Genomic DNA, 17,013 nt, shown 5'->3' with positions numbered 1-17,013 from the left:
CGTTAATCCTCCAATTGGGCTTTGATTTTTGCTTGGATGGCTTGGTAATCTGCAGGGGAGTAATTATCAGAATTATCCTTGAAAATCATCTTAAAGTCATCATGATCCGTGTACCGCGGGACTAAGTGGAAGTGTGAGTGGAAGACGGATTGGTAAGCCACTTCACCATTGTTATTGACAATATTCATTCCGGTAATGTCGGGATTAGCTGCCTTGACGGCCCGAGCAATCTTGGGAATCCGCGAGAAAACGACTGCTGCCAGATCAGTATCGTAAGCAAAGATGTCGGCTACATGGGTTTTAGGGATGACTAACGTATGACCTGGGGTTCCTTGCGAGATGTCGAGGAAGGCTTTGACCACATTGTCTTCGTACACAGTGTAGCTGGGAATATCACCTTTCAAAATCTTACAAAAAATACAGTCATCATCATAGTGGGGGTCGAGGGTCATTTTATCCATACGAACTCCTTCTTTCCTTCAAGTTTCATCCATTATACACCATCAAACCCTGTCGGTTCACCGCAGACTATTCGATTCCCGGGTGAGCTATGGTATAATGAGACGGTTAAATTCGATGAAATGAAGGGATGTTTATGGCATTAGAAGTTAGCCATGTCGTGGGTGGGTACTCACAAATTCCCGTCTTAAAAGATATTAGTTTTGATGTTCAAGACGGTGAATTAGTTGGCCTGATCGGACTCAACGGTGCTGGCAAGTCCACAACTATTAACCATGTGATTGGCTTATTGACGCCTCACAAGGGAACGATTACGTTAAATGGCGTGACCATTGCTCAAGATAGTCAGGCTTACAAGCAGCAGATTGCCTATATTCCAGAAACACCCGTGCTATATCAAGAATTAACCTTACGGGAACATTTGGAACTCACCATGATGGCCTATGATCTGGATCATGACGTGGCATGGGCCACGGCGCATGAACTTTTGAAGACCTTCAGATTAGATAACAAGCTTGACTGGTTTCCGGCCAACTTTTCAAAAGGGATGAAACAAAAGGTGATGATTGTCTGTGCCTTCTTGACGCAGGCCAAACTATTCATCATTGATGAACCATTCTTGGGCCTCGATCCCTTAGCGGTCAATGATCTTCTTCAGCTGATTGAGAAGCGTAAGCAAGCAGGGGCCAGCATTCTGATGTCGACCCACGTGCTGGATACGGCGCAACGATATTGTGACCGGTTTGTCTTGTTGCACGATGGTCAGGTGAAGACCGAAGGCACGTTGAGTGAACTACAGGCCGCGCTACCGGAAGCGGGGGAGTCACTCAATGATATTTATCTTTCGATGACGAAGGTCGACCGCTCATGACCGAGCTATTTCATGAGCGACTGCAACGTCATCTCCGGGAAATGGCGAAGTACTTGCGGTTAGTTTTTAACGACTTCTTTGTTTTCGCACTGTTATTTTTCTTGGGCGGGCTTGGCCTGGGATATTCCAATATTTTAAAAAACCTCAAGGCCGATCAATGGTGGGCACCGTTTGTAGCCCTGTTAGTCTTGATTATTACCGCTCAGTTTGGCCGGTATGCGACCTTGATTGAAGATGCCGACCGGGTCTTCTTGTTGCCTAAAGAGCGGGCGATGCACGCTTACTTTGTTCAGGCACGCAAGTACAGCCTAGTTTTGGCAGAAATTGCACAGGTGATTGTGATGTTTATCCTAACACCATTTCTGCGGGTTGCTTTGGGCTGGTCACTGATGGAAGTTATTCTATTAGTGGTGGCGCAGTTGGTTTTGAAGGATGCCTTGTTAAGGCTGGACATCTCTAGTGCCTATCAGGTCACTGGCCAACGACGAATGAACCATTGGGCCGTGAAATGGCTGGTTAGTATCATTGTTTTGGTGCCGGGTCTTTGGTTAACGCCGTTTTTGTCATTCGTCTTGATCTTGTTCATTGACGTGTTTACTTGGCTTTGGTTAGAGGAACGGTGGCCCAAACAGCAAATTCGTTGGCGAGAACAGATTAAGATTGAAGATAATCGAATGCTGGGCATCTATCGTTTCTTTAACCTGTTCACTGAGGTACCAATGGTGGCGGGGACGATCAAGCGTCGACGCTATCTCGATGGTATTTTGCGACTCGTCAAACCGACGCATTCACAAACCTATCTTTACCTATATAGTCGTGGAATGTTGCGTGGGACGGAGTTCAGTGGCCTCGTGGTTCGGCTGACGGTGATCGGCATGCTGTTATTGTACTTTGTTCGGGGTGAATGGTTGCCAATTTTCTTGGCCGCCTTATTTATTTACCTGATTGGGTTCCAATTGTTGCCGTTCTTCCAGCAGTACGACGACGTGGTTTTCACCCATGTCTACCCATTGACGGAACAACAACAGGTGAAGAGCTTTGTTAAGCTGGTCACAATAATCTTAGCAGTGGCGGCAGCCCTGTTATGGGTAATTATTTTAATTGCTAACCCAACCGTTAAGACGGCCGGGGGAAGTCTAGTCGTTGAGCTGATTGAAGTCTGGTACCTTGCTCGGATTTATACACCGCGAAGACTTGCCCGGGCAATCAAAAATAGGGGTTGACGTGTCCAACATTTCCCAATAGAATTGATTGTAGCTGACAAATCAAGGAGGGGTGGCAAGCATGGCGTTGGATATTAGTGACGGCTGGAGTCTTTATCCGTTAGGTGGCAACACCGGAACGGCCTTTATGGGGACTAAGGCTTCACAGAAAGTCTTTCTCAAGCAGAATGCTTCACCCTTCCTTGCGGCGTTGTCGATGGAAGGCATCACGCCGCGGCTAGTCTGGACGAAACGGCTGGCTTCGGGCGACGTGATGACTGCTCAAGAGTGGCTGAATGGTCGAACGTTACGTCGCAGTGAAATGCGGGAGCAACGGGTTGCCCGGCTACTCCATCGGGTTCATCATTCAAATTTACTTCATGATATGTTATTAAAAGTCGGCGGGCGATTTACAACGCCTGCCCAGTTGTTAACGCGACTTCAGCCAGCCTTGGCTTCGGATTTACGGCAACATCCGTTAATCCAGTCGGCCTTTGTTGCCTTACAGAACGAACAACCACAACTGCCCAAGACCGATTATGAAGTTTGTCACGGTGACCTCAACCATAAGAATTGGCTGTTGTCCGATCGGCGACGTCTCTACTTAGTAGACTGGGATTCAGCGAGTTTTGCCGATCCCGCTTACGACCTCGGGGCTTTGCTCTGTGAGTACGTACCGTTAGAAGAGTGGCAACGTTGGCTCCAGGACTATGGGGAACGATTGACGCCGGACCTATTGGCGCGGGTGAATTGGTATGCTCGGATTCACTGCTTGACAGTGATCGCCGATAGCTTCCATCAACAACGTTTTCAAATTATGAATCAACACTTAATCTTATTAGAAAAATTGACACGAGAATCGGTGACGGATTAGCCGTCGACGGGAGTGGGGATTTCCTCACTCCCGTTCTTGTCATATAGGAGGACTTACAATGCGGGTGCGCAATAAACCTTGGGCCAAGGATTATATGGCCGAACATACAGAACGAATGGTGGTTGAACCAGAACCCTTACGTGGTGACTGGCAGAGTCGTTTTCCCAGCGATCAACCGTTGTACGTCGAGATTGGGACCGGAAAAGGGCAATTCATCGTTGAAATGGCTCGTCGTCATCCCGACCACAATTTCATCGGGATTGAAATTCAAATGTCTGTGATTGCGGCGGCCTTGAAGCTAGTCGTTGCCAGTGGCTTGACCAATATTCAGTTGGTTCATACCGATGGCGTGGCCGTTAATACGATTTTTGCACCCGCTGAGGTTGCCGGAATCTTCCTTAACTTCTCCGACCCGTGGCCAAAGAAACGACACATCAAGCGGCGGTTAACATCACCCGTTTTCCTCTCCCACTATCAAGACATTTTGCAGCCTAAGGGGCAATTGCAGTTTAAAACGGATAACCGAGGACTGTTCGAATATTCTCTGACGAGCTTGAGTAACTTTCCCATGGTGTTTGAAGGGGTCTGGCTCGACCTACATGCTGCGACCGATGGTGTAGAAGATGTCGAGACCGAGTACGAGCAGAAGTTCTCGTCTAAGGGTCCAATTTATCAAGTGATCGCGCACTTTCCAGAAGAATAGGTCAACCAGGTGGCTCTGAAAAGAGTCACTTTTTTTGCAAAATTTTAGCTGGACTCACCGGAGTTTCCTTAAAGGAGCTGAGGGGATGTTAATAGCAGAAGTCGATCACTGTTTGGTGGATGCACAGGCGGCGATCAGGGGGGCAAACTTCATGTGTCCGGCATGTAAGGAACGGGTCAAGCTATGTCATGGACGGCGAGTTCCGCCGTATTTCTCCCATTTCCCGCATACACAGTGCCGGTTCGTCAGTGAGAATGAAAGCAGACAGCATTTACTGGGAAAGCGACAACTAGCCACCTTTTTCCAGGGATGGGGTCCCGTACGCTTTGAAGAAATTCTGCCGGCAATTCAGCAACGAGCCGATGTGTGGGTGGCCCATGAAACCCAGCCACTGGTACTGGAATTTCAATGCAGTCCCATCAACGATCTCCAGGTCCAGATGCGGACGCGAGGCTACGTAAAGCTCGGTATCCAGGTATGTTGGGTCCTGGGAAAACGGTTCGCGCGGCAGACGATCTCGTTATCATTAATTCAACGGTTTGCAGCCTTGCGGGGCCAATGGGGATTGTGTTTATTTTTCTGGGATGTGGACCGGTGCCAGTTGCGGGTAGTCCATCACCTGCATCAAGAGGTTGGGGGGCATTGTGGTGGCGAGACGTCCTGGTTCTCAAGTCTGGACCAATTTTGTCAAATTCAGCCAGTGGTAACCTCCGCAGTAACGCCGGATTGGCTGCAATTTCGGCGTCGGTTGCAGCAACGCTTATGGCGGGCCGATAGTCATCTGCGACCGCTACAAGAGGAGCTTTATTTGCGGGGACAGCATTTAGCTACATTTCCCATTGCGTTGATGGATACTCAGCCGACGTGGCCGCTGTTTGGTTTAGGGGAGGCCTACTGGCGAATATTGATGATCTCGCGGCTATTTGGTGGTGCTGTGATCACCTGGGCGGCTGCTTTGGCGGAAGGCCAGCAGGTTTTCACTAAGATTGGCGGGAGACTGACGGCAGCTGGATTTGCAGTCCCGGACCTGCTTGAAACGGCGGTTCGGGCGTTCTTACAAACGGGGATCGACGCGGGGTATTTACTCTTGGTGGCCGACGGTTGGCGAATAGTCCGTCAACCAACCTGGACCACGGAAGTCGCTGGATCAGGTGGAAATTAACGAAAGTGTTAAACTATTCCTATGGAAATTGAAGGAGGACGAGTGCAATGAAACAATTACCTCAACGTTCGGCGGTGCCGGAAAATCTAACTTGGGATCTGACCTCGATTTATCCGGATGACGCGAACTTCAGAACGGCGGTTCAACAGGTCAAGGCGGCTGCCGATCAGATTAATTCGCTGTCGGGCCAGCTTAGCAAAAGCGGGGCAGACCTCTATCGGGTGACAATGGCCATCCTAGATCTGAATCGACAGCTCGAGCGGCTTTACGTTTACGCCTCATTGAAAAATGATCAGGATACCAGTAATGCGGTTTATCAAGATCTGGCGGACCAAGCAGAGAGTTTGGTGGCCACGGTTGCCAGTGCGACGGCTTGGTATGAGCCAGAAGTCCTGGCACTCAGTGCAACGGATTTGCAAAATCTAATTGATAGTGAGCCCAAGCTGGCAGACTTCCAGCACTTCTTCGATGTGCTGGCGGAACAGCGGGAACATACGTTATCCACCAGCGAGGAAAAGCTGTTGGCCGGTGCGCAGGACATCTTTGGCGCTTCGGCTAAGACTTATAGCGTCCTGAGTGATGCGGACTTGAAGTTCCCAGTGGTTCAGGATGCTGAGGGGAAGGATGTCCGGCTGTCAGAGGGCCTGTATGGCGTTTTGTTACAGTCCACGACACCACGAGTTCGTGAGCAGGCGTTTAAGGGCCTCTATAGCGTTTATCAGCAGTTCCGGCATACCTTTGCCGCAACGTTATCCAGCGAGGTTAAAACGCATAATTTCATGGCTAAAACGCGACATTATACCAGTGCCCGTGAGGCGGCGATGGCCGACAATCAAATTCCCGCCAAAGTTTACGATAATTTAGTTACAACCGTGAACAATCATCTGGACTCCTTGCATGACTATGTTCGCTTGCGTCGGGGGATTCTGGGGTTACCCGAACTGCATATGTACGACCTCTATACGCCAATCACGGGGGAGCCTAGTCTGACCTACACTTATGAGGAAGCACAACAAGAGGCACTCAAGGCCCTTAGCGTGCTGGGTCCAGACTATATTGATCAGGTGCAGGCCATGTTTACGGGTCGTGCCATCGATGTCGTAGAGAACCAGGGGAAGCGGACTGGTGCCTATTCTGGTGGGGCATATGATACGAAGCCTTACATTCTCCTTAATTGGCAGGACAGCCTAGAGAGCCTCTTCACCTTGGTGCATGAGATGGGGCACAGCATGCACAGCCATTACACCCGGAGTAATCAGCCGTTTCAATACGGAGATTACTCAATCTTTGTAGCGGAAATTGCGTCGACGACTAACGAGAACCTGTTGACGGATTACTTATTGAAGACGCAAACAGATCCAAAGGTGCGGGCATATGTCCTGAATCATTATCTGGATGGCTTCAAGGGGACGGTCTATCGGCAGACCCAGTTTGCTGAGTTTGAGGACTTCATTCACCAGCAAGCGGCGGCTGGGCAGTCATTGACGGCTGATTTCATGAGTGATTTTTATGGCAAGCTCAATCAACGGTATTACGGGGATGCGGTCGTCTCCGATCCGGAAATTGCTGATGAGTGGACCCGAATCCCACATTTTTACTATAACTATTATGTTTATCAGTACGCGACAGGTTTTGCTGCGGCAACAACCCTGGCCCAACGCATCTTGAGCGGCGATCCCACCAAACGAGAGGCTTACTTGGGGTACTTGAAGGCTGGTAATTCGGCGGCGCCATTAGATGTGATGCGGTCGGCTGGAGTGGATATGACCAAGCCCGATTACTTGGAAACGGCATTCGCCACATTCGATAAACGATTGGCGGAGTTTAAGGGATTGGCTAAACAACTGAAGTAGAAGACACAAAGAAACGCCATCAGCGATTGCTGATGGCGTTTCTTATTCATGATGAAGCTCAGATAGTTTTCCAGTCGCGTTGCCAGATTAGTCCCATGGTCTTTTCGCCAGTATGAACACTAATGACGGGCCCCAGTTCGCTAAAGACTACCCGAACTTCGGGAAAGTCCTCGGCAATTTTTTGGACCCATTGGTTGGCAAGGTTGGGATTGTTAGCCGCGATCACAGTGACTAAAATTGGATAGTCGACGGACTGTAATGTTGCTTTGAGATGCATTTCCATAAAGTGAAAGGCCTTTTTCATCGTCCGTTCTTTATCGATGGCGATGATTTGTCCCGCCGAATTGAATGTCAGGATGGGCTTGATATTGAAAAGGTCACCAATGATGGCGGAACGATTGCTTAGGCGACCAGTTCGAGCCAAATGGCTGAGGCTATTCACGGCGAAGTACACCTGCATGGTGGTCCGCAGGTCTTTCAGTTCCGGAACAATGGTGTCTGCGTGATCGCCGTTAGCGACCATTTGTCCCGCCAGGAGGCAGAGGTTAGCCTCGCCGGCACTGGCTACAAGGGAGTCGATCGGGTAGACCTTGGCCCGCGGATAGTCTTTTGCAAAAATTTGCAGGTTATCCATGAATGATGTGATGCCGCTAGAGAGATGAATCGAAATAATTTCATCAATCCCCTGATCTGCCAGTTTATCGTACGCTTCTTTGACAGCGCCCAACGACGTTTGCGAGGTGGTTGGCAGGTCTGGGTTGGTCCGCAAATAGTCGTAAAACATTTGTGGTTGTTCTTCTAATTCTGATTCTGGATATTGTTGCTCACCTAAGATCACTGTGATTGGTAACACGGTGATGTGATACTGCGCAAGTTGCGTTGGGGTTAGATAAGCAGCAGTGTCAGTCACGATAGCGGTAGTCATAAAATTAGCACCCCTTTAATTGAGAATCAATTAATTGGCTTCATCATAACATACTGTAATTATTTTTCATATCTGACCCAATAAAAAAGCCCGACCAAACGCCGGTCGGGCAAGGGTAAAACGATTCAGCGCCGTTTACAAGACGTGCAGATGGGGATGTAGATCGCCACCTGCTGAAGCGGCTTGGTTATTTTGTGGGTAAGTTGGTTCTGTCATTAACATTTCTTTAGTCGCAACACCCTGGCTTTCACAAACATCACAGAGTGATTCGTAGGTGACATCATTGAGTAACAAGCCACACTGAGAGGCGCTACAATTAAAGATGACCGCTGATGAGGATTGCTGAACCTTCATCTCGGCAGCGAGTTTTTGATCAGTTTGGAAGGCCTGTTTGGCCAAGTCAGAATCGCAGTCTTCCACGAACATATCGAGATCTAACTGGCAGTCTTTGGCGAGTTCCAGTGCTAGATCTTGTGAGAATGTCCGGTGGTGGTCAACGACAGCAGATTGCATATTGAGTAGGAATGACCGACCCTTACGCTTCCCTTGGAAAAGGGCTGCCTTATAGGCCAGGATTGCTTGATAATACACATTAAACCGGTCGTTCCGTTCCGCTAAGGTTGGACGCGCCGTGAGCGACTGTTCAATGATCTGTTGATTGAGCAGCGGCACAAATTGAAAGGACACCTTGCTATTCAAATGGTCAGCCAACTTCATAATATTACGCTCGGAACGCATACAGCGAGCGCCCAATGGGTTGACGAACAAATAGACTTCTAACACATTGCTTCCTCCTATACCTGTCTAATTGGCAATCAGCAAGGTCGCCAAAACAAAAACTAATAACACTACACTACCAAAAAAAATAAAAATAGCAATCGGAACGTTTGTTTGAGGTGAAGACCGTCCATTTAAAACGCAACCTAATCATGCAACATTTTTACGGTCAGGTAAAGCTAAACGCCTCGTAACCCCACTAGTTTGTTGGACGTAATCGAGGCTGTGAAAAGTCGCACAGGTGTGATCGGTAATTTCTCTCGGTTATGGTCAAAGTATGGTAAAATCGGATAGGACATCTGTATCAAATGATAGGGGGAACGTGATTATGATAGCAAATTGGGACCAATTTTTATTACCCTATCAGCAGGCTGTTAGCGAGCTGAAAGTTAAGCTCCGTGGGATTCGTAAACAATTTGAGAATCGTAATGAACGGCCACCGATAGAGTTTGTAACTGGCCGAGTGAAACCGGTTGCTAGTATTAAGGAAAAAATGTTGCGACGGCATGTCGCCGAAGAGCGTCTCGAACAAGATATGCAAGACATTGCGGGTCTACGCATCATGTGCCAATTTGTTGAGGACATTTATGATGTTGTTGACCTTTTGCGGCGGCGTACGGACCTGACAATTCTGGAAGAACGCGATTATATTCACAATGAAAAGCCGAGTGGTTACCGCTCCTATCACATTGTTATTGAGTATCCAGTCCAGTTAGTTTCTGGTGAAAAGAAAATTTTGGCAGAAATTCAAGTGCGGACACTAGCAATGAACTTTTGGGCAACGATTGAGCACTCTTTAAATTACAAATATCAAGGCGACTTTCCGGAAGAATTAAGTGGCCGGCTACAGCGGGCAGCGGAGGCGGCCTTCAAGTTGGACACCGAAATGTCGGAAATTCGTGAAGAAATTCAAGAGGCACAGCAGTACATGACGCCTCAACACCATGACTCGTCTTCGACGGGGCAAAGCAAGGAAGAATGATATGAAGGTTTCCATTTTTAGTAACAATGGACCAGAATCTAAGGCAGTGGCGACAGCGCTCCATGAAGGCCTCGTAGCCGGTGGTGTAACCATCGATAGCCTGGACCCCGACATCGTGGTCACGGTCGGTGGTGATGGGACGCTTTTGTCTGCTGTTCATCACTATAACGACCGGTTAGATCAGGTTCGTTTCGTTGGAATTCATACTGGTCATCTCGGATTTTATACCGATTGGCGCGACTATGAGGTCGATGAATTGGTGGCTAGTCTCATTGAAGACAACGGTCAAAGTATTAGTTATCCGATGCTGGCGATTCGCGTTGAGTACGCGGATGGGACCCATGCGGATGAAGCGTTGGCCCTGAATGAATCGACGATTAAAAAGGTTTCGGGAACCATGGTTGCCGATGTTTACATCAAGGATGAGTTGTTCGAAAGCTTTCGAGGAGATGGTCTGTGTATTTCCACTCCGACAGGCTCGACGGCTTACAATAAATCTGTCGGCGGCGCGGTCCTTGATCCCCGTTTCAATGCAATTCAAATGGCAGAAATTGGGTCGATTAATAATATTGTTTTTCGAACGCTGGGCTCACCCCTTGTTATCCCTGCGGATGAGTGGATTCGGATTGAACCGACTAGTTCGGTCGATAATGTTTTGATGTGTGATCAGCTCAGCATCGAAGGCCGACCGATCAAGGCAATTACCTATCGAATTGCTCCGCAGCGAATCCAATTTGCCGAGTACCGGCACACACACTTTTGGCAACGTGTTGAGGCGTCCTTCATCGGACGAGAACGCTCATGACGGCTTTTGAATGGTTGGTGGGTGGCGAAAGCCCGGTGCACGTTCGGACAGTCCTGATGGCGCATGGCGTCACCAGGACTTTTCTAAAACAGATCAAATTCCATGGGGGCATTGTGACATTGGATGGCCAACCCGTCCGGGTGATCGTGATGGCCCAACCTGGCCAACGCGTGGGACTGGTGTTGCCTCCGGAACCGACGAATGCTCACGTGAGCATTTCGACCCACCCGCTAGATATTCTATATGAAGACGAACATTTTTTGGTGGTGAATAAGCCAGCTGGAATGGCCTCTGTCCCATCTCACCTTTATCCAGATGATACATTAGCCAATCGAGTGAAGGGCCATCTCCGGGCCATCCAGGCCGATAGTGATGTGACACACATCGTGACCAGGTTAGATCGGGATACGAGTGGTTGTGTCCTGTTTGCTAAGCATCACTTTGCCCATTCGGTTCTGGATAAACAGTTGAAGTTAGGTCAGCTGGACAAGCGTTACATTGCCGTTGCCCGCGGATCGGTCACTCCCGACCATTTTGAAGTGAATCAACCCATCGGTCGGGCAGAAGGGTCCTTTGTCAAACGGGCCGTCCGACCCGATGGCAAGGCCGCCAGAACGGAAATTTGGGTTCGTCGCCGTTCAAAAATGGCTAGTTTATTAGCCATTAAGCTTCATACTGGAAAGACTCATCAGGTTCGGGTGCATTGTGAATCCTTGGGACACCCATTGCTAGGGGACTGGTTATACAGTCAACCAACGGATCCGTGGATTCATCGGCAAGCTTTACACTGTGCTCGGCTTAAATTTTATCAACCTTTTATGGAGCAGTGGATCACTTGCTACGCTCAACTTCCTAACGACCTAGCCGAGGTCATTAGGCAAGAAATCATGATTTAATTAGGAAAGCTCGCTAACCAAGTTCGGTTAGCAAGCTTTTTTTGTGCCTCCCCTTAACTGTCAGTTATCAAGTGTTAGTTAAGTAGAAAAATAGTGATAAGGCTTGATATAAAAGCTTTTGTGAAAAATATTGTGAATTATAATGAGATGACTTAGATTACCAGCGTTACACATTTGATGTATTGTGAGGAAAACGCTCCCGTGAACCTTAAAGAAAACTAAACTGATCCCTTGATTTTTGGCAAGAATGTGTGCTGAAAGTAGTGCCTCAGAACGGCAAAAGTGGTCAAAATTTTAACGAAAATGTAATATTACTTAGTCAAATAGTAAGCATTGAAATGACAGTAATGAATAGTCTTGACTATCAGGCAAAAAGGTTTGAAATCCTGCTAAAGAGTGACATTCGTGAAAACCGCGGTAACATAAGGTTTGTAAACTGATCACGATCGTTAATTACTGAAGAAGTATAAAGCGTTTTCATTGATTAACAGGGCTGAAAATCTCGATTGATTTTACTGAGAAACTTTTAAGAAAGGAATCATATTTATGAAATCACTTGTTTGACGTTAGTAATTTAACTTTAAAAATAGTACGTATAGTGAAATTGTGCTAGAATGAACACCATCAGGGGATTGGTTTATAGGGGAGACCCTATGGTGGGGGAAGCGTATAGACCATTCAACTTTTGAACGCTATCATTTCAAAAAGTTAGGTAATTTTGGGGGTAGTGATTGTTTATTTATTGGAATCTCTTTTATAAAGGAGGGCGTAACGACAGTGAAATTCATGCGGAACAAGGCATTCAACGGTGATCCAAAATTGCGATACAAGATGTTCAAGTCAGGGAAGACCTGGGTCTTCGCGGCGTTAGCATCCTTTACGCTTTTGGGTGCCGGTAATTTGACTGCCAAGGCCGACACGGCTAGTCAGGCTGATGAGTCCAGCGACAAAGCAAGTAGTACTTCGTCTGCTGCCTCTTCGGCAAGTTCTTCGTCAACCATTAAGCTGCGAAATAGCTCAGCGGCTGACAGTTCATCAGCATCATCTACTGCTAGTTCAGCAGGTGATGAGTCAGGCTCCACAGCATCTTCTTCAGCTGATCACATCTCATCAGCATCGGCAGAATTAAGTTCTGCTGCAGAGAAGAGTTCGGGTGCTTCTGACTCAAGTTCAGCAAATTCTTCATCTGATAGTTCAGCGATCACGACTATTTCAGCCTCAGACGCTGCAACGAATGATACGAATAAGAAGGTTGCGAGCTTAGCTGCTAATACAGATGCCGATGTCACCTTGACAACTAATGTCACTAAGACTGTGACTAAAGTTGCGATGACCCGACAGGCTGTTGTGATGCCAGTGGCCGAAAGTGCTTCATTAGTCACGACCACAGGTAATACAAACAGTGCTTCAACGGGGGATAGTAGTGCTGCAGATGCGGCTTCAGCCGCAGCATCATCCGCAGCAATTGCTGCCAGTGCAGCAAGTAGTTATGCATCTTTAGTTAATACGTTAGATACTCAGGCGGCCTACAAGACTGCCTCCAGTGCTTATCAGGAAACTCTCCAGGCTTATGATTTTGCTAAACACTACAATAGCTTGGCTAACATGTACTTGGACTCTTTAAACGTCACCAGTGATGCTTCAGAGATGACCAAGAATTACGCTACTGCATCTAGTGCAGCGGCCTCCTATGCCGCTGCGGCCGTTTCCTATGCTGATATTACTTCCAGTGCCGCCTCGGCTGCTCAATTAGCAGCAGCTCAAGGAATGGCAAGCTTGGTAAGTAGTGCCGGTGTGGATGTTCACTCGGCAGCTAGTGCCGCAGCGATTGCAGCCGCTGAAGCTGCAGCCGCTGCCAGCAGCGCGTACACAGCAACACAATATGCTAAACAAAATTCAGCAGCCATGGCGGAATATTCAACGGCAACTAGTGCCGCAACCGTGGCCTCTAGTGCCGCTGCGACCTTAAGTGATTTAGCCAGTCAGGCTGACGCCGCCTATGCTGCAGCCAGTGCGGCTGGTGTAAATGGTGATTACGCCGCAGCCAGCAATGCTAATGTCAGCATGAATAGTGTTGCCAGTGCCGCTGCAATCGCCAGCACAACTGTCACGGATGCTAACAGTGTTGCCCAATCAGCAGGGTCAAAAGCCTCGACCTTATCCATTCAGGACTTGGCTAGCTCTGCTGCTTCCAGTGCTTCATTGGCGGCTTCGTCAGCAAACTTGGCAAGTACGGCAGCCTCTGAAGCTGCTGGTTACAAAGGGACGCAATCGGCCAACTATGCTTCTAGCGCTTCCAGTGCCTCTGTGATCGCCAGTTCAGCAGCTGCTAAGACCAGTGCTGCTGCCTCAAATGCTGCCGCTGCTTTAACGGCTCAGGACGCAACGTCTTATGCACGTGAAGCTGCAGCCGCAGCAATTTTGGCTTCTTCAGCCGCAGCGGATGCTTCAAATGCTGCCACGCTAGCTAAGGCATTCAATACCTCGGTTACTGGCCAAGATTCGACGGCCAGTGGGGCTAGCCTTACTGCTAGTGCAGCCAAGACCCAATACAACGTTGGTGAACAAATCTCCATTACGACCAATATTAGTAACTTGGGTTACTACTTGATTGTCAATAGTTATGACGTTAAGACAGCAGATTATGTTTGGTACGTTTCAACCGATGGACGTACTTGGTCACCTGTGAGTGGCCAAACTTCTGCGATATTTGCGCCAACGGCCACGACGGCCGGGACTTATTATTACCAAGCGGTTGTTACTGGAACGAAGTCAGCATTACTGTCGACCGCTAAATTTAAGGCTGGTTCGAATGTCATCACCGTGGTGGTCACTGATGCCAAGGGAAATTACACGGATCAGTCAACACAGTCAGCTAGCGAAGCAGCTGGGTATGCAAAGGCAGCTGAAGCCGCTGCTGCCGCTGCCAGCTCAGCAATCGCCAATATGAATTCGATCGTGGATGTGTCCGCAGACAACACGGCCAGTTACAACGCTTCTTTAGCAACTAAGAGTAGTGAAACGGCAACTTCGTATGCCGCATTGGCCAGTGAAGCTGCCAGCATTGCTGCTGTGTCGAAGAGTGCGGCCGCGTTAACTGAAGCAACCAAAGACTATGCCGCTGCTAGTTCAGCTGCTAGTGTTGCTGCAGATCAAGCCTTCAAAGCTAGCTCTTACGGTGTTTTAGCTAGTTCAGCTGCATCATCTGCATTAGCTAGCGTCGACCTAGCTTTGTCCGCCGCAGAGGAAGCTTCTTCTGATAAAGATACGGCTGACTATTTGGGTGCCAGTTATGCAGCAATCGCTGCTGCGACGGCTTCAAGTGCAGCTAGTGTTGCTTCAGTAGCAGGCTCAAATGCTGCCGCGGCTAACAACGCGTGGTCTTCATCGCCTGAGTTCAACTCAGCTGCGACCGAAGCCAATAGTTTAGCAACATCTGCAGCATCTGCCGCTTCAAACTTCGCTGCATTAGCAAGTAGTGCCGCTTCAACGGCTGCCAGTTATGGTGCGGATGGGAATTACAAGGCGGCCTCTAATGCCGCTGTCTCTACTAGTACGTACTTGAAGCAGACGATTGAACAACAAAGTTATGCAGCAAGCGCTGCAAACGCCGCCACAACAACTATTGTGACAGCGCAATCATCGTATGCCTCATCAGTTGCTACAGATATGACGGCAGCAACTTCAGCCGCAAATGCGTCTGCAATTAGTGCTTCTTCTGCAGCAACGTCACTCGCGGCGAAGTACAAGTCAAACACGAGTCTTGGAGCATCGTTCATCAGCCAAGCTTCTAGTTTAGCCCAACAGGCACAACTGGCTGCCGCTCAAGGTGACGATGCGGCATCTAATGCTAATAGCTATATGACTTTGGCTTCGTCTGCTGTTGCTGCTGGTGACTTTAACGCCGCTAGTGGTTTCGCAGCTGATGCTAATCAAGCATTGGAAGACGCAAAGGCGTATGCAACGGCGGCAACATCCGCTGCAAGTAATGCAGCGATCGCTGTTGTTAATGCTACCAATTATTCTAACAAGACCAATACCTCTCAAGCATCAATTACTGGGGATGCAAGTCAATTCCTTGGGATGACCTTGAAAGCTGGTTTTACCACTCAACCATCGGCGATTACCTCTACTGTTTCTGGGAACACATTCACTTTGAGTGCCACTTCCTACATTAACACGGTGAACTTGTACGCCAACAACACTGTTTCAAATTGGTATGTCCAGATCAATGGTTCGTGGATGAAATTGTCTGCGGCTCAGGATGCTGGATACCTGACGTACTCTGAACAGAAGACCGACCAATACAACATTCTGCCAGTATTGACCAACGTTTCGAACACGGTAACCGTTCAGACGGCCTCCGACTTTACTGGAACGATGATGTTCCAGATGGTGGCACAGTATCAAGATGCACTGACGGTTACGCATATCACTCACGGTAGTAATATTGCTGAAGTTGATGTGTATGATTCTGATGTACCAGCAACAAGTATTGAAATTAGTGGACCGGACTATGTCCTGAATACCCAATCATCGAAGTTTACAACGACAACGAACCCAGGTAATGCTACTGGTGAAATCAAGTGGACGAGTAGTGATACCAGCATCGTTACGGTAGATAACGGCGGTTTGGTTAGTGCCGTTTCCGATAAATCAGAAGGAAAAGTCACCATTACAGCTACGATTACCAACGCGGACGGTTCAAGTTATTCTTCATCTAAGACGGTCACGGTGGGTAATGGGTTAGTCGATCAGTCTGTTAATGCGGGTGACAATGTCATTTGGTTACCAGACTCAAGTTTGACAACAACTAATGACGATACCTCTGAAGTTACTTACCAATGGTATTACTCTGCAACCGATAGTAGTACTGGTGGTACTGCCATTGACGGAGCAACTAGTGCACAACTGGATTTGACCGATGTAAAGACGAGCCAAGCGGGTTACTACTACTTGGTTGTTACTGATGGCGATTTGACCATGACGTTGGGGCCAGCCGAATTGACGGTTGACGGAGTTAGTGCTGATAATGCTTCATCTGCAGCCCTATCAGCATCCGAAGCCGCTGCTGCCGCTGGGGAATATGCTAGCCTAGCAAACTCTTACGCTAATGTTGCCGATCAATATGGTGGTGACAAGTACTCTGCATCCACGTCATATGCTGAACAAGCACAAGCTGCAGCTTCTACTGCAGCGTCTGCCGCGGCTGAGGCTTCATCTGCCGCATCCGCAGCGCAGGCCGCTCAATCGAATGCTGATTCCGCTACTGCAGCTGGGGACAACTCAACGGCATCTAGTGCCGCTGAAACGGCCAAGCAGGCAGCATCATCTGCTGCAGCCGCAAAGGATAAGGCTACTAGTGCCGCCAACGATGCCAATAATTATGCAAGTTTGGCCTCTGAAGCGCACAGCGAGGCCGATTCAGAAAGCGACTCAGAGTCTGATAGTGAGTCTGAGTCTGAATCCGAAGCAGCAAGTGAATCTGAAGCAGCATCTGAATC

Annotated in this window: 13 protein-coding genes; 10 read left to right on the top strand and 3 right to left on the bottom strand. The window is 48.5% G+C overall.

Annotated elements, in window-relative coordinates; all coding sequences use genetic code 11:
• Positions 1–2: 2 nt before the first annotated feature.
• Positions 3–461: an HIT family protein gene (locus tag LSE01S_RS04815; RefSeq protein WP_156470473.1), complete on the bottom strand. Its 459-nt coding sequence runs from the start codon at positions 459–461 to the stop codon at positions 3–5.
• A 134-nt stretch (positions 462–595) separates the two neighbouring features.
• Here LSE01S_RS04815 and LSE01S_RS04810 point away from each other — a divergent pair, with 134 nt between their 5' ends.
• The 6 genes from LSE01S_RS04810 (at position 596) to pepF (ending at position 7,124) form a co-directional block, all read left to right on the top strand.
• Complete coding sequence (locus LSE01S_RS04810) at positions 596–1,330, top strand: ABC transporter ATP-binding protein (RefSeq protein WP_061776496.1); 735 nt, start codon at positions 596–598, stop codon at positions 1,328–1,330.
• Entirely contained in the window at positions 1,327–2,553 is a 1,227-nt protein-coding gene (locus LSE01S_RS04805; protein ID WP_061776495.1) for an ABC transporter permease, read from the top strand. The genes LSE01S_RS04810 and LSE01S_RS04805 overlap by 4 nt, the downstream gene beginning before the upstream one ends.
• 61 nt (positions 2,554–2,614) lie before the next feature.
• The gene (locus tag LSE01S_RS04800; protein ID WP_061776494.1) at positions 2,615–3,406 is read left to right on the top strand and encodes a phosphotransferase family protein; all 792 of its coding nucleotides are present in this window, start codon (positions 2,615–2,617) and stop codon (positions 3,404–3,406) included.
• Between the two features lie 58 nt (positions 3,407–3,464).
• Positions 3,465–4,109, top strand: a complete 645-nt coding sequence (trmB, locus tag LSE01S_RS04795; RefSeq protein ID WP_061776493.1) for a tRNA (guanosine(46)-N7)-methyltransferase TrmB — start codon at positions 3,465–3,467, stop codon at positions 4,107–4,109.
• Between the two features lie 85 nt (positions 4,110–4,194).
• Positions 4,195–5,271, top strand: coding sequence for a competence protein CoiA (locus tag LSE01S_RS04790; RefSeq protein WP_061776492.1), 1,077 nt, complete (start codon positions 4,195–4,197; stop codon positions 5,269–5,271).
• A 47-nt stretch (positions 5,272–5,318) separates the two neighbouring features.
• Entirely contained in the window at positions 5,319–7,124 is a 1,806-nt protein-coding gene (gene pepF, locus LSE01S_RS04785) for an oligoendopeptidase F (protein WP_061776491.1), read from the top strand.
• 58 nt (positions 7,125–7,182) lie between these two features.
• Here the strand turns inward: pepF and LSE01S_RS04780 are convergent, their stop codons facing one another.
• Both LSE01S_RS04780 and LSE01S_RS04775 read right to left on the bottom strand, forming a co-directional pair.
• Entirely contained in the window at positions 7,183–8,049 is an 867-nt protein-coding gene (locus LSE01S_RS04780; RefSeq protein ID WP_061776490.1) for a DegV family protein, read from the bottom strand.
• Between the two features lie 135 nt (positions 8,050–8,184).
• Positions 8,185–8,832, bottom strand: coding sequence for a DsbA family protein (locus tag LSE01S_RS04775; RefSeq protein WP_061776489.1), 648 nt, complete (start codon positions 8,830–8,832; stop codon positions 8,185–8,187).
• Positions 8,833–9,154: 322 nt separating this feature from the next.
• Here LSE01S_RS04775 and yjbM point away from each other — a divergent pair, with 322 nt between their 5' ends.
• From yjbM to LSE01S_RS04755, 4 genes are all read left to right on the top strand, one after another.
• A complete protein-coding gene (gene yjbM / locus LSE01S_RS04770; protein WP_061776488.1) occupies positions 9,155–9,808 on the top strand; it encodes a GTP diphosphokinase in 654 nt (217 codons plus the stop codon).
• A gap of 1 nt (position 9,809) precedes the next feature.
• The gene (locus LSE01S_RS04765; RefSeq protein WP_061776487.1) at positions 9,810–10,613 is read left to right on the top strand and encodes an NAD kinase; all 804 of its coding nucleotides are present in this window, start codon (positions 9,810–9,812) and stop codon (positions 10,611–10,613) included.
• Positions 10,610–11,509, top strand: a complete 900-nt coding sequence (locus LSE01S_RS04760) for an RluA family pseudouridine synthase (RefSeq protein WP_061776486.1) — start codon at positions 10,610–10,612, stop codon at positions 11,507–11,509. Before LSE01S_RS04765 ends, LSE01S_RS04760 begins: the two co-directional genes overlap by 4 nt.
• Positions 11,510–12,295: 786 nt before the next feature.
• Positions 12,296–17,013 (top strand): KxYKxGKxW signal peptide domain-containing protein (locus tag LSE01S_RS04755; protein ID WP_369690094.1); only part of this gene is annotated, 4,718 nt, incomplete at its 3' end.

Origin of the sequence: Levilactobacillus senmaizukei DSM 21775 = NBRC 103853, assembly GCF_001592085.1 — a bacterium.
In the GTDB taxonomy this organism is placed as follows: domain Bacteria; phylum Bacillota; class Bacilli; order Lactobacillales; family Lactobacillaceae; genus Levilactobacillus; species Levilactobacillus senmaizukei.
This window is presented reverse-complemented; position numbering and strand designations above follow the sequence as displayed.